The sequence below is a fragment of the Microbacterium sp. HMH0099 genome, from assembly GCF_049384025.1.
Taxonomy (GTDB): Bacteria; Actinomycetota; Actinomycetes; order Actinomycetales; family Microbacteriaceae; genus Microbacterium.
Window position 1 is genome coordinate 137,345 of sequence record NZ_JBMRJR010000007.1, and the last position, 19,696, is coordinate 157,040.

Annotated in this window: 18 protein-coding genes; 10 read left to right on the forward strand and 8 right to left on the reverse strand. The window is 65.3% G+C overall.

Annotated features, from left to right (window positions below):
• Positions 1-28: 28 nt before the first annotated feature.
• From ACO03V_RS15795 to ACO03V_RS15815, 5 genes are all read right to left on the reverse strand, one after another.
• On the reverse strand, positions 29-901 hold the full coding sequence (locus ACO03V_RS15795; RefSeq protein WP_423138285.1) for an NAD(P)-dependent oxidoreductase: 873 nt from the start codon (positions 899-901) through the stop codon (positions 29-31).
• The gene (locus ACO03V_RS15800; protein ID WP_423138286.1) at positions 898-2,280 is read right to left on the reverse strand and encodes a M24 family metallopeptidase; all 1,383 of its coding nucleotides are present in this window, start codon (positions 2,278-2,280) and stop codon (positions 898-900) included. Before ACO03V_RS15800 ends, ACO03V_RS15795 begins: the two co-directional genes overlap by 4 nt.
• Positions 2,277-2,903, reverse strand: coding sequence for a helix-turn-helix domain-containing protein (locus ACO03V_RS15805; protein ID WP_423138287.1), 627 nt, complete (start codon positions 2,901-2,903; stop codon positions 2,277-2,279). Before ACO03V_RS15805 ends, ACO03V_RS15800 begins: the two co-directional genes overlap by 4 nt.
• Positions 2,904-3,044: 141 nt before the next feature.
• Positions 3,045-3,341, reverse strand: a complete 297-nt coding sequence (locus tag ACO03V_RS15810) for a putative quinol monooxygenase (protein WP_423138288.1) — start codon at positions 3,339-3,341, stop codon at positions 3,045-3,047.
• 33 nt (positions 3,342-3,374) lie between these two features.
• The gene (locus ACO03V_RS15815; RefSeq protein ID WP_423138289.1) at positions 3,375-4,382 is read right to left on the reverse strand and encodes a PucR family transcriptional regulator; all 1,008 of its coding nucleotides are present in this window, start codon (positions 4,380-4,382) and stop codon (positions 3,375-3,377) included.
• Between the two features lie 602 nt (positions 4,383-4,984).
• Between ACO03V_RS15815 and ACO03V_RS15820 the strand changes: the two genes are divergently transcribed.
• From ACO03V_RS15820 to ACO03V_RS15845, 6 genes are all read left to right on the forward strand, one after another.
• The gene (locus ACO03V_RS15820; protein ID WP_423138290.1) at positions 4,985-6,151 is read left to right on the forward strand and encodes a sugar ABC transporter substrate-binding protein; all 1,167 of its coding nucleotides are present in this window, start codon (positions 4,985-4,987) and stop codon (positions 6,149-6,151) included.
• On the forward strand, positions 6,148-7,731 hold the full coding sequence (locus tag ACO03V_RS15825) for a sugar ABC transporter ATP-binding protein (RefSeq protein WP_423138291.1): 1,584 nt from the start codon (positions 6,148-6,150) through the stop codon (positions 7,729-7,731). Before ACO03V_RS15820 ends, ACO03V_RS15825 begins: the two co-directional genes overlap by 4 nt.
• A complete protein-coding gene (locus ACO03V_RS15830; protein ID WP_423138292.1) occupies positions 7,728-8,756 on the forward strand; it encodes an ABC transporter permease in 1,029 nt (342 codons plus the stop codon). The genes ACO03V_RS15825 and ACO03V_RS15830 overlap by 4 nt, the downstream gene beginning before the upstream one ends.
• 153 nt (positions 8,757-8,909) lie before the next feature.
• The gene (locus ACO03V_RS15835) at positions 8,910-9,500 is read left to right on the forward strand and encodes a flavin reductase family protein (RefSeq protein WP_423138293.1); all 591 of its coding nucleotides are present in this window, start codon (positions 8,910-8,912) and stop codon (positions 9,498-9,500) included.
• Between the two features lie 31 nt (positions 9,501-9,531).
• Positions 9,532-10,236, forward strand: a complete 705-nt coding sequence (locus ACO03V_RS15840; RefSeq protein ID WP_423138294.1) for an SDR family oxidoreductase — start codon at positions 9,532-9,534, stop codon at positions 10,234-10,236.
• 23 nt (positions 10,237-10,259) lie between these two features.
• Positions 10,260-10,586 (forward strand): hypothetical protein, encoded by a 327-nt coding sequence (locus ACO03V_RS15845; protein ID WP_423138295.1) that lies wholly within the window; start codon positions 10,260-10,262, stop codon positions 10,584-10,586.
• Positions 10,587-10,657: 71 nt separating this feature from the next.
• Here ACO03V_RS15845 and ACO03V_RS15850 read toward each other — a convergent pair whose 3' ends face one another.
• Positions 10,658-11,140: a VOC family protein gene (locus ACO03V_RS15850; protein ID WP_423138296.1), complete on the reverse strand. Its 483-nt coding sequence runs from the start codon at positions 11,138-11,140 to the stop codon at positions 10,658-10,660.
• Positions 11,141-11,420: 280 nt separating this feature from the next.
• Here ACO03V_RS15850 and ACO03V_RS15855 point away from each other — a divergent pair, with 280 nt between their 5' ends.
• Positions 11,421-12,659 carry an acyl-CoA dehydrogenase family protein gene (locus tag ACO03V_RS15855; protein ID WP_423138297.1) on the forward strand — a complete coding sequence of 413 codons (1,239 nt, stop codon included), beginning with the start codon at positions 11,421-11,423 and terminating at the stop codon, positions 12,657-12,659.
• A gap of 1,567 nt (positions 12,660-14,226) precedes the next feature.
• Here the strand turns inward: ACO03V_RS15855 and ACO03V_RS15860 are convergent.
• Entirely contained in the window at positions 14,227-15,567 is a 1,341-nt protein-coding gene (locus tag ACO03V_RS15860) for a dihydrolipoamide acetyltransferase family protein (protein ID WP_423138298.1), read from the reverse strand.
• Positions 15,567-17,753 carry an alpha-ketoacid dehydrogenase subunit alpha/beta gene (locus ACO03V_RS15865; RefSeq protein WP_423138299.1) on the reverse strand — a complete coding sequence of 729 codons (2,187 nt, stop codon included), beginning with the start codon at positions 17,751-17,753 and terminating at the stop codon, positions 15,567-15,569. Before ACO03V_RS15865 ends, ACO03V_RS15860 begins: the two co-directional genes overlap by 1 nt.
• 168 nt (positions 17,754-17,921) lie before the next feature.
• Between ACO03V_RS15865 and ACO03V_RS15870 the strand changes: the two genes are divergently transcribed.
• The 3 genes from ACO03V_RS15870 to ACO03V_RS15880 are packed head-to-tail and all read left to right on the forward strand — an operon-like array spanning position 17,922 to position 19,563.
• Complete coding sequence (locus tag ACO03V_RS15870) at positions 17,922-18,449, forward strand: VOC family protein (protein WP_423138300.1); 528 nt, start codon at positions 17,922-17,924, stop codon at positions 18,447-18,449.
• Positions 18,450-18,459: 10 nt separating this feature from the next.
• On the forward strand, positions 18,460-19,143 hold the full coding sequence (locus ACO03V_RS15875; protein WP_423138301.1) for a GntR family transcriptional regulator: 684 nt from the start codon (positions 18,460-18,462) through the stop codon (positions 19,141-19,143).
• Positions 19,144-19,200: 57 nt separating this feature from the next.
• Complete coding sequence (locus tag ACO03V_RS15880) at positions 19,201-19,563, forward strand: substrate-binding domain-containing protein (RefSeq protein WP_423138302.1); 363 nt, start codon at positions 19,201-19,203, stop codon at positions 19,561-19,563.
• The last annotated feature ends 133 nt before the right edge of the window (positions 19,564-19,696 follow it).

Below are 19,696 nucleotides of genomic sequence, written 5' to 3' on the forward strand. Positions count from 1 at the left end.
CGCTGTCGCCGGGCCGCAGTCCGATTGATCAGATACTGAGCCCCTGCCTGCTCACCTCGGCGATTACGCTCCAGTCGCCGTCGCGGAGGGACGGATCCGCCAGCGCTGCGTCAAAGACCGAGCGCAGGACGGGCAGCGACGCCGGCGTGACACCGCCGACCCGCGCGACCTGCTCGGCTAGCTCGAGATCCTTTCGGCCGAGGGCGACCGTGAAGCCCGGGGGGTGGTATGCCCTTCGCGAAATGATGTCGCCGTAGCCGGTGTAGACGACATCGGCGAACAGGGTCGAGGAGAGCAGCTGCGTGAAGAGCGCAGGGTCAACACCTTGCCGTTCGGTCATCGCCACTGATTCACCGATGGCTTGGAGGGCATGAATGATGTTGTAGTTCACCGCGGCCTTGACCACATTGGCCGTGGACGGACGATCGCCGAGCAGCCAGGTTCGCTTGCCAATGATGTCAAGGTACGGGCGGATCGCTTCAATGGCGTTCTCAGCCCCGCTGACAAGGACATGCAGTTCACCCGCCGCTGCCACAGCGGGGCGGCCGAGCACGCACCCGCTGACGTAGGTGGATTCGGCGTCGCTGAAGCTTCCCGAAAGCCGGTCAGCCAGAGTGGGACTGATGGAGGCCATCGAGACGTGAACGCGGTCGGGCCGGTTGCCGATCGCGTCGCTGCTGAGCACAGCCTCGACCGCTGCGTCATTCGCAAGCATCGAGAAGGAGATGTCAGGCTTCAGTGCCTCCGCGGGTGTGGCGGCCGGCCTAGCCCCCGCCGCGACGAGCGGGGCGATGGATTTGGGTGAGCGGTTCCAGATGACGAGATCGTGGCCCGCGTCAATGAGTCGCTGAGCGATGCCCGACCCCATCGCTCCGGCACCGAGGAATCCAAGCGTTGTCATGCTTCGCCTCGGCCCCACGTCGTGTTCAGGTGCGACTGCGAATCGCGCCGAAGATTCAACGGTCCGTTGATCGTGTAGTACCGTTTTCCGGCCACGAGCAGGTCCTCCGCGGGGAACTTCGTGATGACCTCGCAGCCGTCGGCGGTGACCACAACCTCCTCCTCGATCCGCGCCGCACCCCAGCCGTCGGCCGAGGGCCAGTAGGTCTCGAGGGCGAACACGTTTCCTTCCTGAAGCACCTCGGGGTGGTCGAGCGAGGTCAAGCGGGAAAAGATCGGCTTTTCCCAGATTGACAGTCCCACGCCGTGACCGTACTGCAGGGCGAACGCGGCCTCTTCGTCACCGAAGCCAAACTCCTGGGCGGTGGGCCACACCGACACGATGTCGGCGGTGGTGGCACCGGGCTTCACGAGGGCAATCGCGCGGTCCATGTACTCCCGGGCGCGGGTGTATGCGTCGCGTTGGGCGCTCGACGCCGAGCCCACCGCGAAGGTGCGGTAGTAGCAGGTGCGGTAGCCGTTGAAGGAGTGCAGGATGTCAAAGAACGCCGGGTCGCCCGGCCGGATGAGCCGGTCGGAGAACACGTGCGGATGCGGGGAGCAACGCTCGCCCGAGATCGCGTTGACGCCCTCGACGTACTCGGAGCCGAGGTCGTAAAGCGTCTTCGCCACGAGACCGACGGCCTCGTTCTCGCGGACACCGGGGCGGAGGAAGCGGTAGAGGTCTTCGTATGCGGCGTCGACCATCGAGGCGGCCTGGGTGAGTAGACGGATCTCGTCGGGCGTCTTCACTCGACGGGCCTCCATGAACACCTGCTGGCCATCGACGACCTGGATGCCCTCCTGCTGCAGCGCGAACAAGATCGGCAGCTCGATAACGTCGACGCCGAGAGGCTGGTTCGCGAGCCCGAACTTCTCGAGCTCGCGCTTAATCTTCTTCGCCACACCCTGGGCGATCTCGGCCTCAGGCGGGAACGCGCCGCGGAGGGTGGAGATGCCGGCGCGGGCACCCGTTTCCAGGCGCGGTCGCTTGGCGCCCTCATGGGGAGCGTTAGGGTCGGCGTCCATCTCCGCGGTGGTGGTGTCCAGCCACGGATTGTAGAGCTGATGGTGTTTCGCGGCGGATCCGAAGTCCCACACCACGGGGTCGGTGTTACGGGTGAGCAGGGCGAAGCGGATGAGCTTGTCCATGGCCCAGGTGCCGATGTGGGTGGCGCTCATGTAGCGGATGTTCGAGAAGTCGAAGGCGAGCACCGCACCGAGCTCGGACCTGTCGAGCTCAGCCTTCAAGCGGAATAGGCGCGCGTCGCGGAGCCGGTCGAAGTCGACGCGTGCCTCCCAGTCGACGGCTGTGGTGCCCGTGGTGCCGGTGTTTTTCATGGGGTGTCCTTTCGTTGGCTCCTGGTCAAGTGCGTCTGCTCTGCGGCATGGGAGTAGGGCTCGGAGACGGCCACGTGGCCCCAGAGGGCTCGGCAGAGGGAGGAGCTGCGATTGCTGCACATCATCGGGTGCCCCGAACGGAAGCGGACCGTGCTGCTCTGGCCGACCGTGATGGCGTCGTGGTTGGTCTCAATCGTCAGTTCGCCTTCCGCAACGTGGACGAACGCGACGCCTCCTTTGTTGCCGGAGGTGATCGGCAGGAACTCCTCCGGCTCGAGAGATAGGGAGGTGAGCATCAGCGAATCGACCGAAAGCGTGCGTGCGGTCCGAGCGGGTCCTCCGAGGTCGAAAAGGAGATCCAGGGACGCTCCGAGGTAGCGGGCCACTCGGGCGAGCAGGCGGACGGACGGCCACCCCAAACCGCTTTCGATCTGTGACAGCGCGCTGGCCGAACAGCCCACCTCAGATGCGAGGGCACGCAAACTTAGTTCCTGCTCAGTGCGCAGGGCTCTAAGCCTGCGCCCGAGCAGTTGTCGGGCGGCGGTTTCGTCGGCGTCCGGGTCATCTGTCGAAGACTCGACGGACAGTGCTGTCGGTGTCGTGCCCCGTTCCGTCGACGTCATCGTCCGCTTCCTCTCGGCGCCGACCCGCAACAAATGCACGTGCGTGCTGTCAGCGAGTCCAGTCAAGCCGCAGGCAGCACGGTCCTTCTTGTACCCGATGACACAAGAAGGGTGGATCTGTTGAGCCGGGAGGGCAGACAATCAGAGCTCGTCGTGCACCTCTGTCCGGGTGAGCACGGGAGGCCCGGCGAGTATCCGCCCGACGGTCGGTGCTCCCTCGGGCGTCATCCTCCATGCGCGGTAGGCATCGTCATCGGCCAGCGTCGCCCAGCGCTCCACAAGGAAAAATCGCGACGGATCGTAAATATCGACCGTAACCTCGACGCCGATGCAGCCCGGCTGTGATCTCGTACCTGCCAGTGTCTCGCTTATGAGCTGCGGTGCTTCTTGCAGGGCGTCGGGGGTTACACGGATCTCGAAGATCGACAAGACGGTCATGCAGACACCGTAGAAGGCGATCGCCCGGCTCGTTCAGTGACGCTGTACCAGGTAAGCCGCGCTGGAAGCCGAAGATGCTGCTTCACTGGCTGCCTCCTCCTGCGGCAGGCCGATTACATCAACGAGGTGCAGCGCGACCCAGAGGATCGACTGCCGCTCCTTGACCGAGTGACCCAGCAGCTCCTCCGCCCGACGGATGCGATACACGATCGTGTTCTTGACGACGTTAAGCCGAGACGCAGCTGTCGCAGGACTGCAATTGCACTCGAGATAGACCCGAACCGTCTCGCGCAGGTGGGCTTCCCGGACCTGGCCGAGCGGCCCAAGCTCGTCACGCACGAACGCTTCCGCAGCGCGCGGATCAGCTGTGAGGAGGGAGATGAGCCGCACGTCCTCGAATCGCACCAAAGGGGCGGACTTTGCGTGCGCGATTCTCGCAACACGTTCCGCTACGACTGCCTCACGATGCGTGCGACGGAAACCGTCCGCCCCGGTCAGGGGCCGCCCCGCGGCCACAACCGCCTCCTCAGGGATCACCCAATTCAGCTCTGAGGACGGGACAATCACGTCTAGGAAGCTGCCCCATGCCCACACTGCTCCGTCTTCCCCTGGGATGATCAAGTGTCGCTTTGCGCCCCAGTGGGCGAGGACTTGTGCCGCCACCCGATCAAGGTCGACGCGCCGGCGGTCGCGGCGGAACACGATGAGGCCGACGTGGACGCGGTTCAGGACCTCGTAGGACAGCCGTCGCTCGGCGTCCGCTCCGCCGAGGGCGCCGCTCAGCAGACCTTGGACGGACTGCACACGGCCGTGGGCCACGCTCGTGAGCCACGCCTGCTCAGCTGCCGCGAAGGCGGCACTGCTGGCCGTCGCGAAGGTACTGACAAAGTCGACCAGGAACCGTGACAACTCAGCGAGCCCCTCGGCCTGCTCTTCGGCCGGAGCTAAGCGCTTGAACTCGCGGATGAGGGCCTCGCCAACAAGGGCATGCGAGCGGCGTTCATGTTCGAGGATGTACTCCAGAGGCACCTTCTGACGCACTGCTACAGCGATCTGCTCCGCTGTCTCTGGTGGCACGTCCGCCGCCGCAGGTGACCCTTCCGCGAGAGCGACTAGAGCGTTGAGCACCACTGCCTCCGCCGCCGGACGTGCTGCCTCCGAAGCCTCATTAAAACGGGTAGCGGGGAGGTCTGACCTCACAGCCAAGGGACCAAGGTCTCGGCCCAGTTCGACCGCCCACAAAGCCGGGCCCTCGCCGAGAGCAGCAACCGTTCGAAGCCATGTCTCAGGCAGACACGTCGGCGTCACCGGCCCGAGGGGCCGTAGCCGTCGCACCCACGGCGATGAGCGCACCATATACACCTCCATGCCTCATTGCATCGACCCGGGCCACAGCGCCGGTGGGGGAACGATACTCGCCCACACGACAGATGCGCCGCGTTCTGGGCTCGGCGTGGGCGGCGTCTACCAAACTTTGGTCTTTCGGGCCAAGCCGGGGATTGGGCTTTGGCTCCCACAGCCAAGCGTGAAGGAGGGACGCTCGTCCACGATGCAGAAACCGGTGTTTCAACGACGAAACGGGCTCGCCGCCGGTCGGGCCTTCGATCCGACTCAACAGCGGTCGGAGGAAGAGGCAGCAGATGATGAGTACCACCGTCCACGGTCGCTCTCCTTGGCGGTTGAGGCGAGCAGCGGCCATCACCACGGCCATGGTCATCGCCGTGACCCTGTTCGGCTGTTCGAGCGCCCCAAGCGACGCAAACGAGCAGCAATCCGGCGAGAAGTCACCCGAGGCGCAAGCCGCACTGGACTACGCCTACCAGGGGCTCGGAGGAGATCTCACGCTCGACCCCTTGAAGATTCCTGAAGGAATCAAGGCCTATGTCATCTCCTGTGGCGAAGCAAATTCCGGATGCGCCACCGGAACGGCGAGCCTCGTCGAGGGGGCCAAGGCCGCCGGGTGGGATGTTGAGATCGCTGACGGCAAACTCAGCCCGGAGGGCTTCGCGACCGCGATCCGTCAGGCCGTCGCCGCCGGTGCGGATGTCATCATCCCGATGGGGTTCGGATGCATGGCGGCGCAGGCCGCGTTCAAGGAGGCGCATGATGCCGGCATCGTGATAGTCGGCGGAGGAGGCCCGGACGACTGCGACCCGGCCCTGTGGGCGGCCGTGCCCGAGTGGCTGCCGGATTACTCCTTCGATGATCACTGGGCCCTCTACGGCAAGCTCGGTGCCGCCTGGGCCTACGGTGCCACCAACGGAGACGCTCGTGCCATCACGCTCACGCAGGTGACCAACTCCTTTGGCCAGACGATCACTGACGGGTTCACGCAAGAGCTGGAAAGCCGAGGTGGCGAGGTCATCACCAACATCGATTTCTCCGACCCAGAGACGGTTGACGGCACGTTCATCCAGAAGGTGACTACAGCGCTTCTGGCCAACCCTGATGCCACCATCCTGCAAGTCCCCGGCGGCGGATTTCTCACGGGCGGGCTCTACCAGGCAATAGCGCAATCCGGTGTGAGCAACCTCACGGTCGTGGTCGGTGGTCCCTCGGACGCCACGACTCTCGATCTCATCCGAAGCGGCTCCAGCAACGGCCTCGCGTTGGGTGTCACGGCGGAGGACTCCGGCTGGTCCCAGTGGGGTTCGATCGACACCGCAAACCGTGTCCTGGCGGGGGCGGCGCCGGCGTATATCGCGCAACCGCTCCTCGTCGTGGACGCGGATCACAACCTGCCCGCCTCCGGTGGAATCGATGTGGGCGACTGGCGTGACATCTATCTGAAGGCGTGGGGCCGAGAGTGACCGAGGCCACTCTCGATCGTGACGACCAGGGCTCGGCCGGCGGGAGAGTCGACTCAGCCCTGGTCGTCACAGGGCTGTCCAAATCGTTCGGCGACGTCGTCGTCCTGAACGACATCTCCCTCAGCGTCCGGCCTGGAACCGTGCACGCTCTTCTCGGCGGCAACGGGTCTGGCAAGAGCACGACGATCAAGATCCTCGCCGGGGTACACACCGCCGACAGCGGACAGCTTCAGGTCCAGGGGGTGGGCTTTGACCTCAGCGCCTACGGACCGGCGGACGCCGAACAAGCTGGACTCCGGTTTGTGCACCAGGACCTGGGGCTGTTCGACGACCTCTCGGTGCAGGAGAACTTCGCCCTGTCATCCGGCTACCCGGTGACACCAACACGCCGGGTGGCCTGGGGAAAGCTTCGCGCCCGGGTTCGGGCCCTCCTTCAGCTTTACGGAATCTCTGCATCTCCGGAGACGCCTATCAACCGGCTGCGTCCCTCCGACCGGACGCTTGTTGCAATCGCGCGGGCGCTACAGGACGACGAAACGGGCCGCCTCGTCGTCGTCCTCGACGAGCCCACAGCTTCCCTCGGTAGGGAGGAATCAAGTGAACTCCTGGCCCGCATCAAGGTCCGCGCAGCCCAGGGACAGACATTCATCATTGTCAGCCATCGACTCCACGAGGTGCTCGCGGTGTCCGATGACTACACAGTGCTCCGCGACGGGAGGGTCGCGGGACATCTTGTGGCGGCCGCACCGACCGAGGATGAGCTGATCTCCTTGATGGCAGGAAGGCAAGTCGCGTCACTGCGCCCGACAGGAAGCGTCGCGCACGCCCGCAGCGCTCCACTTCTCACTCTGACAGGGATCGAGAGCGGTCCCCTATGTGGGGTGGACCTCACCCTTCACCACGGAGAGCTGCTCGGGATAGCAGGCCTTGCCGGCGCAGGCAGGTCCACGTTGCTGTCGTGCATCTTCGGCAGTCAACGCCCCGCTCGCGGACAGATGCGGCTCGGTGATCGCCCTCACGCCCCGCGTTCGGTCAGCGCCGCCATGTCCCAGGGCATCGCTCTGGTACCAGAAGACCGGGGACGTGAGGCAGCGTTCGCCGATCTATCCGTCGCTGAAAATCTGTGGATCACCGTCATGCACCGGGTTCGACGACGCGGCTTTCTCGCCAGGGGGCCAGCCAGGCGGTATGCAACCGGGCTTATCGATCGATTCCACATCAAGGTCTCCGGTCCACGTGCTCTGTTCTCCTCGATGTCAGGAGGAAATCAGCAAAAGACCGTCATCGCCAGATGGTTGCAAAGAGACCCGCGAGTCCTGCTGCTCGACGAGCCCACTCAAGGGGTGGACGTAATGTCGCGCGCCGAAATCTACGCGCTCATTCGAGAGTCGACCGCGTCGGAGAACGGGGTCATTATCGCCTCCAGCGATCTCGCCGAGCTTCACGCCCTGTGCGATCGCATCGTCATCCTCTCTCAGGGACGGATCGTCGGTGACGTCGCCGCGTCAGAAGTGTCGCTCGACGACCTCGCGGCCCTCACCCTCACCACCCCCATCGCCGACGAGAAAGCTTCCGCATGACTGCCGACACCGTCAACACCGCCACAAAGACGCCCCCGCCCAGCCCGGAGAAGACTCGTTCTTTCTCGGCCCTGAGCTTTGCAGAGAAGTACGCGCTCATCCTCATCACCTGCGCCGTCATAATTTTCTTCTCCGTCGTGCCACCAGCAAGCGCGGCCTTCCCCACGATCAATAATGTCAACGTCGTCCTCGGCAGCAACGCGGTCGTGGCTCTCGTGGCGCTGGCGGTGCTCTTCACCCTCGTCAGCGGGGTCTTCGACTTCTCGGTGGGGGCCACAGCGATCGCCAGCTTCGTCTTCTCGGCCGGCCTGCAGGTCGAGGCGCAGGCTCCCCTGTGGCTCGCCATTGTCTTGCCTCTCGCGCTCTCCGTCGTGATCGGGCTGGTCAATGGCCTATTCGTCGTCCGATTCAAGATGAACCCGTTCGTCACCACACTGGGAATGTCCACACTCCTGTCAGGGCTCACGATCTGGTTCTGTGCAGGCAAGACCTTCGTCCTGCCCGCCAGCTCAGCGCTGATCTCATTCGGTTCACTGAGATGGTTCGGTCTTCCTGCCGTCTTCTTCCTAGTCATCCTGGCAGCGGTCATCATCTGGTACGTCTTCGAGCACACTGCGTTCGGCAGATCTCTCTACGCCATCGGATCGAACGCATCAAGCGCACGGCTGGTAGGCGTGCGAGTTGACCGCAACGTGTTGGTTACCTTCGTGATATCCGCGCTAATCGCCGGAGCGGCTGGGATACTCCAGCTCGGACGCCTCGGCAGCGCGACGGCAGTGGACGGGGGCTCTCTACTCTTCCCAGCTCTCACGGCAGTGTTCCTGGGAGCGACCGCGATCGTGCCCGGCTTCTTCAACGTCATCGGCACAATTGTCAGCGCCATCTTTGTCTCCATCGTCGTCAGCGGGCTCACCCTCATGGGAGCCAGCAGCTGGGCATCGAACGTCTTCAACGGTGCCATCCTCCTCATCGCCGTCGGCCTCTCGACCTACCTGGGGCGACGGAACAAGGCCGCCGGACGCTAAGTGCGCTGTCGCGTCTTTGACTCGGGAAGCCAAAGACGCGACAGCGCTCTGATGCAGGGGCGCAAGCGCCTGCATCGCCCCGTCGCGTTGACTCAGGACATCGAGACAACGGCTCTCAGCCGACTCGGTCGACCTCGAAGAAGGGAAACGACAATGCCGTCGAACAATCCGGTTACCGCACCCAGCGTGCTTGCCCCCTCAAGCTCGTCACCTCTGGTAGACGACGCAGATCTGGTGGAAGGAGTCTCCGCGGACGAATTCCGCGCTGCCTTCCGAAACCACGCCGCCGGGGTCGCGGTCGTCACAGCCGACGCCGGGCAGGGACCCGTCGCGTTGACCGCGACGAGCGTCTTCTCCGTGAGCGCGACACCGCCGCTGCTCGTCTTCTCGGTCTCTTCGCTCTCCTCCGCCGCGCCCGTGATCCTCGCGGCATCATCTGTGGTTGTCCACCTCCTGGACACCAACGATGTTGAGCTGGCCAGGCTCTGCTCGACCAGCGGCGTAGACAGGTTCGCCGACGAGACGTCGTGGGGCCGGCTCGCCACCGGTGAGCCCTACTATCTCTCCCCCCGGATCCGTCTGCGTGGGCGCATCGTGAACCGGTACGAGGCAGGTACGTCCACTCTCGTGGTCGTCAATGTCACCCACACCGCATCCATCGATCAGCCTGAGCAGCCGGCGGTGCCGCTCGTGTACCACAGCAGGACCTGGCTCGCCCTGGACCGGTCCGCTGCCCTCAGCTGACACCTCCCGCCTCAACCAAAGGAAAGTCATCATGGCTACACGAACCATCCTCGTCGTCGGAGGAACCAGCGGGATTGGCGCGGAAATGAGCAGATCCTTCTCCGGGCGAGGTGACCGTGTCATCCTCACCGGCCGCGATCGGGAACGCGCAGAGCAGATCGCCTCGAGCATTGGTGTCGCCGCTCAAGGACTGGCACTCGACCTCGCACAACCCGAAGCAGTCGCCGATGCCCTCTCCGGCGTCGGTGAGGTGCACGGCGTCGTACTCGCCGGAGTCGAACGAGGGTCTATGACCATCGGCAGCTTCGATATCGCTGCGGCCACCCGCCTGGCCACTCTCAAGCTCGTCGGATACGCCGAGGTCATCCACGCTCTCGGCGATCGCTTGGTCCGATCGGCAGACACCGGCGTGGTGCTCTTCGGAGGGATCGCCCGGTACCGCCCCTATCCCGGCTCGCTCGCCGTATCGACGGTTAACGGCGGAATTGAGGGCCTGTCCGTCGCACTGTCAGTGGACCTGGCGCCCATCCGCGTGAACGTGCTGCATCCGGGGATCATCGGCGATTCGCCGTTCTGGGCCGACAAGGAACAGGCCCTCGTCCAGTACAGGACGCGAACGCCCGGAGGTGAACTTGCCGCCATGGCCGACGTTGTAGACGCGACCCGCTTCTTGCTGGAGAACCGGGGAGTTTCCGGAGCCGAGCTGCACGTCAACAGAGGAACGCTTGCCTCTTAGGAGGCGGGAAGGGAGCGACCGACATGTTGACGATCATTGATCGGCTGGAGGCGCGAGCCGTTCGCGATCTCCCCACCGAAAAAACGCCGGAACCGCCGAGTGAATTGCTGGTCTACAGCGGGGGCTACCTCATCAGGGTTGAGACGAGTGCAGGACGCGGCGTTGGGATCCACGCCCCGGGCGTGCCCCCTTCCATCATCTCGGACATGCTCTGGTCCACCGGCGCCGGCCACCTCTGCGACTATGACGAGGCTCTCCTCGTCCTTGAGTGGCGGGAACGTCTCATCGTCGGGTCTTGCGACGAAATCGGTGATCGGCCGACGGCAATCACGGCGGTCGTCCACTACTAATCGAGCGCAACAGCAGCGGGCTCCAGGAATGATCCTGGAGCCCGCTGCTTTGTATCAAAGCCTCACCCGTGTCAGAGCTTGGCCTCGGGGTAAAGTTCGGTTGCCGAGCTCAGGATCCGCTCCCACGTCGTGTCGTTCAACTCGAAAATGTTACCGTCGGGGTCGGTGAAGTACGCGTACTGGCCGGGATCGCTCGGCGCCCAACCGTTCGGGTCTCCAAAGCTTTTCCCGCCGTTGGCGACAACGCGCTCGAGAGTAGCGGCGACATCATCCACATGAATAGCGAAATGCATGAACGACGCTTGTGGCTGCGGCACACCGATCGTCGGATTTCTGTCTGGAACGAACTGAAACAGCTCCAGACCGAACCCGTCGGGCAGCTCAACAAACCCGATCCGGTAGTCGGTGTTCTCCACACCCATAATGATCTCCGTCATCTGGACGCCGTTATTGTACGGGCGCAGGACCTGCTTCCCGCCCAGGGCCTTCGTGAAGAAGTCAATCGAGTGCTCGAGATCGGACACCCGGATGGCGATGTGCTGGACGCGGGTCATCGCTCACCTCCTGAGACTCCACGCCTGCGGGTTCCAGCGCCATCGAGGTTCGCTTCGAGTCGTGACTCGTCATGGATCTTCATCGATCTACCTTTCTCGGGGACTTCGCCGAGCACAATTGGTCGGCATTCCATGCTCGCCAGACGCTCCCGCGCGTCGCTTGCCTCGACAGGTCAACGAGTCGACGGCGATTTGGGGACCGAGGGCAAGCGCGCACCCCTGGCGACGCGATGGAATCTACTTGCTCCTTACCTAGAGGGGCAGACGGAGGGAAACGACAATGTCGTCGATCGATACAACGGCCGTGTCCGGAGATCTGCAGGTACCGGAGCCCGACCTGACCCCGAGCGAGGTTCTCTCTCGGGCCGTCGCCCTGCGCCCGCTCCTCAGAGAGAACCGGGTGCAGGCCGCCAGCGACGGGAAGTACTCCCAGAAGATCCACGAAGCCTTCAGCGGTGCGGGCTTCTACCGGCTGGTCCAGCCCCGCCAATACGGCGGCTACGAGTTCGACCTCGAGACGTACTACCGGACCATGATCGAGATCTCCCGAGGAGACCCGGGAATTGGCTGGTGCCTGACCCTGGGGACCGGGCACACCATCCCGCTCGTCGCCCACTTCTCCCCCGACGTCGTGCGAGATGCATTCGGAGAGGACGGCGTCTTCATCGCCCCTCACTCGGCAACTCCACGCGGCGCCCTGATCCCAACCGAGGGCGGGTATCTCCTCTCCGGCGAGTGGCCCTGGTCTTCAGGATCCCCGTATTCCACGCACGCAATGGCGACCTCGGTCATCATCGCCGAGGGCGAGGCCCCTGTCCCCGCCGTCGTGCTGATGCCTCGGCAGGACTTTCAGATCCGGGACGACTGGGGCTCCCACGTCACCATGTCGCTGGGTGCGAGCGGCTCCAACACGGTGGTGGCCGAAGAGGTCTTCATCCCCGCCGATCACGTCTCGCCGATGTCCGAATGGGCCTACTCCACCCTCGATGAGGGCACATTCGGAACCCGGTCCACGGGCAACCCAATCTATCTCGGACAGATCCAGGCCCTCTATCCCGCTTCGCTCGCTGCGGTGCAGGTAGGGACTGCCTGGGCGGCGCTGGACGCGTACGAGGAGACGATCCTCACGAAGAAGAGGATCTACCCGCCCCTGATCGAGCGGTACAAGCACGAGGAAGGGCAGCGGGTCTGGGGTACCGCGCGTGCGTCGATCGACGCTGCCCAGTCGACCCTTCTCGGTGCCATGCGCGAGTACGAGCGTCTCGGTGAGAGATGGGCGACGGGCGACGTCCCCGCTCTCGAGGAGTGGGTCGGCCTCGGAAACGCAATCTACGGAGCCTGTCGTATCGCGCATGAGGCGACCGAGCTCGTGTTCCGCTCGGTCGGTTCATCTGTCGCAAAGAAGGGCGTTCCCCTCCAGGACTACTTCCTGACATCGCAGATGTCAAAGGCGCAGATCCAGGAGCATATGCCGGAGGTCGCTGTGGCGTTCGCGAAGGCCCACTTCGGATTGAGCTGACCGCGCAGCTGAAAAGCTCGTCCTTTCCGTCGAAACCTGGAGGGGCCAGGGCGCTGGTCGCCGGGCCTTTGGGCATCTTCCATTACATGCGTGCAGGTGAGATGACCCAAAGTATCGGTCAGGTTACAGAGGAGTGGTAGCGATCAGGGAGCGCTCCTGTTCAGTGTTCCGCGCCCCTCCGGGTCCGCCGAGAAACATGAATCAACTCAGCTAGACCCCCTACAGATCAGAGAATGACGAACGTGGCTCACATCACAGTGCTCGGCGGGAGCGGCTATGCAGGGGCGGCCCTTGTCTAGAAAGCGCGCAAGCACGGCCACTCAGTTACGGCGCTGAGCTGCAACACTCCTGATGAGCCCGTGGCCGGCGTGGAGTACATCGCAGGGGCCATCGAGTCCGAGAGCGCTTGACATAACCTAATTCATCGGCGCACACCCCTGGTGTTTTCCAGCCGTCCCACTAGCCTGGCGACGCGTTCGTCTGCCGAACCACACTTGTAAACGCGGTTGAGACCAGTCGGTTGACTCATAACGATCTATGGCCTGACCCGGGTGATGAGTCCACCGCAGTTGCGATATACCTTTCTCGCCGCTCGACGAGGGCGAGACAGGAACCGGTTGAGTCCACCGGTCCCTCTCAACGCCTGGGGCTTAGTATCCGGGCAGAAACTGCCGATAGTGCTTCTGGAGAGAATGCCGTAGTGCGGCACCCGCAACAGAAATCCAGGTCCTACGGTATCGCCGGTTACTGGGGAACCCCGATCCGCCCTTTCGCCGAAGCAGGATCGTTCACGGGATACATGGACTTCGAGGCCGCCACGTACAACACACTCAGCTAGCTTCACCCCTGTGGATACCGCACGACGCGCGTCGCCTCATCGTCACTTGCAGTTTGCGCCTGCAAAGCGCGAGCGGTCTCTATGTTCCTCAGCCATGGCTGAGGATGTATTGATCCGCCGAGCGGATTGGTTTCGCAGTGCGCGTATCAGCCGGGTGTGCAGCACCTGGCGACATCGACGTCCTGCGCTGTAGCCACGTTGCGAAGGTGTTCGTATCGCCTACGACTGGCCGGCGCTGCTCATACCATCGACTGTCACCGACAGGTCGAGCAGAAGCTGCCACCGTCGGCAGCCGGCTCTCGACCACATCCCGTGTGGCCGCCGCCGTGCCCATCAGCCCCCATGTCGCGTCCACTCGAGTGAACTGAGACGCCGGCGACGTCAACGACGGGCAGCTCCTGCGGGCGCCTAGGCCGAACCGCGGCATCGACGGGTCGTCGGTGATCGATGGGGCGACGCGTAAGGCGATGAATTGAACCGAGGAGAACCGTTGCACGGGAACGACCTTGTCGCCCCGTCGACGATCGACTCGACCCAACCACGTACGACCTCAACCCCTGGCAGCGGCATCTGATGTTATGCGCCGAGGAGGGGCGCTTCTTCGAAGAACAGCCCGCGCACTTCGTCGCTGTAGCGGAAGGCGTATGCAACGACAACTTTGGCGCGCACGACGTTCGACGACTTGGTCGGCATCCTTGCACGATGATCTGACGCCGCGCCCGGCGGCGCTTAGATGAGGATCGACAGCGGGTTCTCGATGCGCCGCTGGAAGGCGGCCAGCCACTGCGCAGCCACCGCGCCGTCGAGCACCCGATGGTCGGCCGAGAGCGTCACGGTCATGACGGTCGCGACTTGCAGGGCCCCGTCGGTCACCACCGGCATCGGTCGTGCCGCGCCGACGGCGAGGATGCCCGACTGCGGCGGGTTGAGGATTGCCGAGAACTCCGTCGTGCCGTACATCCCGAGGTTTGAGACCGAGAAGCTTCCGCCCTCGAGCTCGTGCTGCTTGAGGCGCCCGGCCCGGCCGCGCTCGGCCAGGTCGGCGATGCTCGCGCTCACCTCTGTCAGCGAGGAGCGGTGCACGTCGCGCAGGGTGGGCGTGGTGAGGCCGCCGTCGATGGCGACGGCCACCGAGATCGAGACGCCGTCGAAGACGCGGACGCTGTCGCCGTTCCAGATCGCGTTCGCCTCGGGAACCTCTACCAGCGCCATCGCGACCGCCTTGACCACGAAATCGTTGAGCGAGGTTTTTCGCGGGGCGGCCTCGTTGACCTGAGCGCGCAGAGCGAGCATGGCGTCGACCCGGCAGTCGGCCGTGAGGTAAAAGTGCGGAACGCTCGACTTGCTCTCGGTGAGCCGACGGGCGATCGCGCGACGCATCCGATCCAGCGGCACGTCGCGGTATCCGAGGGTGTCGTCGGGGGCGGATGCCGGCGCTTTCGGCGTCGCGGGGTTCGGGTCCGACGGGGTCGGGACAGTGGGGGCCTCGGCGCCGGGCGCGCGCGTCCCGCGCTGCTCCAGGTGGTGCTCGAGGTCACGGCGCACGATGCGCCCGTTCGGTCCGGTCCCCTCGACGCCGGCGATATCGACGCCCTCGGCGTGCGCGAGGCGGCGCACGAGCGGGGTGGCGAAGATACGCCTGCCCTCCCCCGTCGTCCGCGATTCCGGTTGAGCGGGAGCGGACTCGGGGGCCGACGCCTCGGGAGCCTCCGCCCCTGCGGTGTCGGGGTCGTCGACGAGCGGCGCGGACGTCGGCTCGGCCTCAGCGGCCGCCGGCGCCGCGGCGCCGCCCGCGTGCGCTAGTGCTGCGTCGATCGCACCGGTGTCCTCGTCGGCGCCGCGGAGGGCGATGATGGCCTCCCCGACCGACACGCTCTCGCCCGCGGGCACGAGCAGCCGACTCACCGTGCCGGCGGATTCCGCCATGAGCTCGACGATGGCCTTGTCGGTCTCGATCTCGGCGATGGGCTGGCCGACGCTGATCTCGTCGCCCTCCGAGACGAGCCAACTCTGTACGGCGGCTTCGCTCGCGCCGGCGAGCACCTCCGGCATCCGGACGATCTCGGCCATCAGCGTGCTCCGAGTCCCTTGCGGACCTCTTCGAGGACCGCGACGACTTCTTCCGTCCGGGCGATGGCCGCCCGCTCTAGCACCTTCGAGATGCTCGGCGACGCTTCTTCGCCGGTCACCCGGGCGACGGGCTGATCGAGCCAGTCGAAGAATCGTCGCTGAATCTCATCGGCGAGCCACCCGCCGTACGAGGTGCCCTGCGAGCCCTGCTCGACGATGACGACGGCGTTGGTCTTTCTGATGCTGTCGCCGATGGTCGTCCAGTCGATCGAGGCCCGGTCGAGCCAGCGCAGGTCGATCACGTCGGCGTCCATACCGGTGCTCTCGACCGCCTCGAGCGCGTGATGCACCATCGACAGATAGCCGATGACCGTGACCTCGGCGCCCTCGCGACGCAGAACCGCGGTGCCGGGGCCGATGACGTAGTCGAGATCGCCGTCGGGAATTGCCTCGGTCTTGCCGTAGAGGTCGACGTGCTCGATGACGAGCACGGGGTCTTCGAGGGCGAGAGCCGCGTTCATCAGTCCGATGTAGTCGGCCGCGCTCGAGGGGGCGACGATGCGCCACCCCGGGCTCGTGGCGAAGATACCGGCGGGGTCCATGAGGTGCTGCGAACCGTAGCCCGAGCCCATCGCGACCTTCATGCGCAGCACGAGCGGCACGGGGTTGTCGCCGCCGAACATGTGCCGCGCCTTACCGATCTGGTTGAAGACCTGGTCGGCGGCCACCCACATGAAGTCGGGGTACATGAACTCCACGACCGGGCGGAACCTGCCGTCGAGCGCCATGCCGCCACCGGCCCCCACAAAGGCGTTCTCGCTGATCGGGGTGCCGATGACGCGGTCGTCACCATACTTCTTCGCCAGGCCTTTGGTAGCGCCGTTCGTGCCGCCGTTGAGGCGGTGCACGTCTTCGCCCATGACGACGATGCGGGCATCCTGCTCCATGCGACGGTCCATCACCTGCGCGACCGCGTCGACGAACTTCACGGTGCGCGTGGCGTCGCCCTCGTCTGCGCCGCGCTGCGGCAGGTCGAAGAGTTCGCTCGCGTCCCCTCGGACGCCGACGTTGACGAAGCTGGTCTCAGGCCACAGCTCCGGTCGGATGCGCCTCTTGCCCGGGCGATCGGGATCGTCTTCGACGAGCTCGGCCACCGCCTTCGCCATCGCCGCCTGCACGCGGGAGCGCAAGGCGACGACGTCGTCTTCGCTCACGAGCGCGCGCTCGATCATGCGGCGGGCGGTGAGGTCGAGCGGATCGCGCGCTTTCCAGCTGGCTTCCTCGTCCTTAGTGCGGTAGCCGAACGCGCTTCCGGGGTAGGGGCCGTTCTGGTGAAAGAAGCGGTACACCTCCGCCTCGATCACCGCCGGGCCGTTGCCGCCACGCATGTGAGCGTAGGCCTCCTGTGTGGCCAGGTGCACAGCGAGCGGGTCCATGCCGTCGACGCGCCAGGACGGGATAGCGAATCCCTGACCGCGCACAGAGAACCGGGGGTCGGCGGTGATCTCGTCGGCGCGGGTCGAGACCCCATAGAGGTTGTTCTCGACGAAGAATGCCACAGGGAGCTTCCAGGCCGCGGCGAGGTTCATCGACTCGAGCACCGAGCCGATCTGCGCTGCGCCATCGCCGAAGTAGTTGACGGTGACGTCGGTGGTGCCCGAGTGCTTCTGGGCCCACGCGTTGCCGGTAGCCATGGGCGCGCCACCGCCGACGATGGCGTTGGTGCCCAGGGCACCCGCCTCGAACCACTGCAGGTGCATCGACCCGCCGCGTCCGCGGCAGTAGCCCTGCGCGAGTCCGAGGATCTCGGCCAGGGTGCGCTGCAGCACCTCCTGCACGGCGTCGGTGAGGTCGGCGCGCGGGTCGAGCCCGTCGGGCGAGACGTGGGTGAGCGCCTTCGCGAGGAACTGGTGGTGTCCGCGGTGCGATCCGTTCACGGCATCCGTCGATCGCATTCCGACGATGGAGCCGACCGCGCCACCCTCCTGACCGATCGAGGAGTGCGCGGGTCCGTGCACGAGGCCTTCGCCGGCGAGATCGAGAACCGTCTCTTCGAACGCGCGGATCAGATGAAGCTGGCTCAACATCGTATCGAGCAGCGATGCGTCGGCGGCCTTCCAGTCCGCGGCGGTGGCGGTCAGCTGGATCCAGTCGACGCCCGTCGACAGCTTTGTGCGTTTCGGCATGTTCCCGGTCTCCGTTGAAGAGGAAGAGCGCCCTCATTTATCGCTCAGAGGAGAGTTTCCCATTGATTGCATTCAATTTCAAGGCGTGGTGCTCGTTGTCTCGTCGATCGCGAGGCGCGATCCCCTGATTGAATACAGTGTTCGCAAGCAGAACTAAGGAGAGACGCCATGGCGGTACCCGGACTCGTCGGCACGGAGCACGTGGGCTTCACCGTGCCCGACCTTGACGCAGCTGACGACTTCCTTGTACGGGTGCTCGGCTGCGTGCCCGTGTACGACCTCGGTCCCTTCGCTCACACCGAGGGCGACTGGATGCGCGAGCATCTGGGCGTCCACCCGCGCACGATCATGCGCCGGCTGCGCTTCTACCGCCTCGGCACGAGCGTCAACTTCGAGGTCTTCGAGTACGACGCCGCCGACGGGCAGCGCCCGGTGCCCTCGAACAGCGACATCGGCGGACACCACCTCGCGTTCTACGTCCACGACCTCGACGCCGCGGTCTCCTACCTGCGCGACGAAGGCGTCGAGGTGATGGGCGAGCCGACCCCGAGCAGCAACGCCAGCGCCGGCCAGCGGTGGGTATACTTCCGGTCTCCATGGGGGATGCAGTTCGAGTTGGTGAGCTTCCCCCACGGCAAGGCATACGAGAAGACCACCGATCGGCGCCTGTGGAGCCCCCTCTCCCCCGACCGGTAACGTCGAGCCGATGAATGCCACTTCAACGGCCGGAACGCGGGCCGCGCGCGACGGTGATGCGGGCCTGCGCACCGCCGAGCTCATCCGCGCCGCGATCCTCGCCGGGGACTACCCGCCCGGCACCCGGATGCGGCAGGAGGACCTCGCCCAGCGCTTCGGGGCGAGTCGCGTGCCCGTTCGCGAGGCGCTGCTCGTGCTTGAGCGCGACGGCCTGGTGTCGATCCGCGCGAACGCGGGCGCCTGGGTCACCCACCTCACCCTCGCGGAGTGCGAGGAGATCTATCGCATGCGCGAGCGGCTCGAGCCGCTGCTGCTGCGCTACTCGGCGGAGGGCTTGCCCGCCTCGACCAGGGCCGAGCTGCGCGACCTCGCGGCCCGGCTCACCGCGACCACCGACGTCGTCGAGTTCCTCGACCTCGACAGGCGCTTCCACATGCTCACCTATTCGGGAGCGCACACGAGCCAGCTCGGGGCGCTCACCGAGAAGTTGTTCAACGCCACGCAGGCGTATCGCGCGGCGTACACCAGCTCGATGTCACCTGCGGATCGCGCCCTCGTCGACTCCGACCACGCCTTGATCGTCACCGGCCTCGATTCCGACGACCTGCAGGTGGCTGAACTTGCCCTCGCCGCGCACATCCGCCGCACAAGCGTCCGGCTCGCGCGGCATCCGGAACTCTTCCGTCAGGAATGACGCAGCGCGGTCACCGAGGTTGACGGTGCGAGCCTCGAGGTCATTTAGACCGAGGCCATGACGGTGCTGGCTGGCCGCGCCGCGGGCGAGGCCTTGCGCGATCGCGACGATCGTTCCGATGTGGTCTTCGCCGCAAGCGACCTCCTCGCCGTCGGCGTGCTCCAAGCGCTGACGATGCTCGGCGGCATCCTCGTTCCCGATGACATCCCGCTTGTCGGCTACGACGACATCGACTTCGCCGCGGCCACGGTGGTTCCCCCCACTTCGGTCCGGAGTCGCTATTCCCGGCGCGGCGGCCTCCTCGAGGACGCCGAGAGCGATACGGCTACTGAACGACACTGGTGTCGGCGTCACCGCACTTCGTCAATGCCTCCGAATGTCAAGATGCATCCGGCACGAACCTTCTGTGAGTCGGTGTAACGCTATGAGCGGCGCCCACGATGTCGATGCTTTCAGCACAGGTCCCTCGTTCGTGACAAGCCCACCGGTCCGGACGCGCGCCGTTCCTAGACTCGGCGTGTCGATCACCCCTCGACGACCGCCCGCTCCCGCG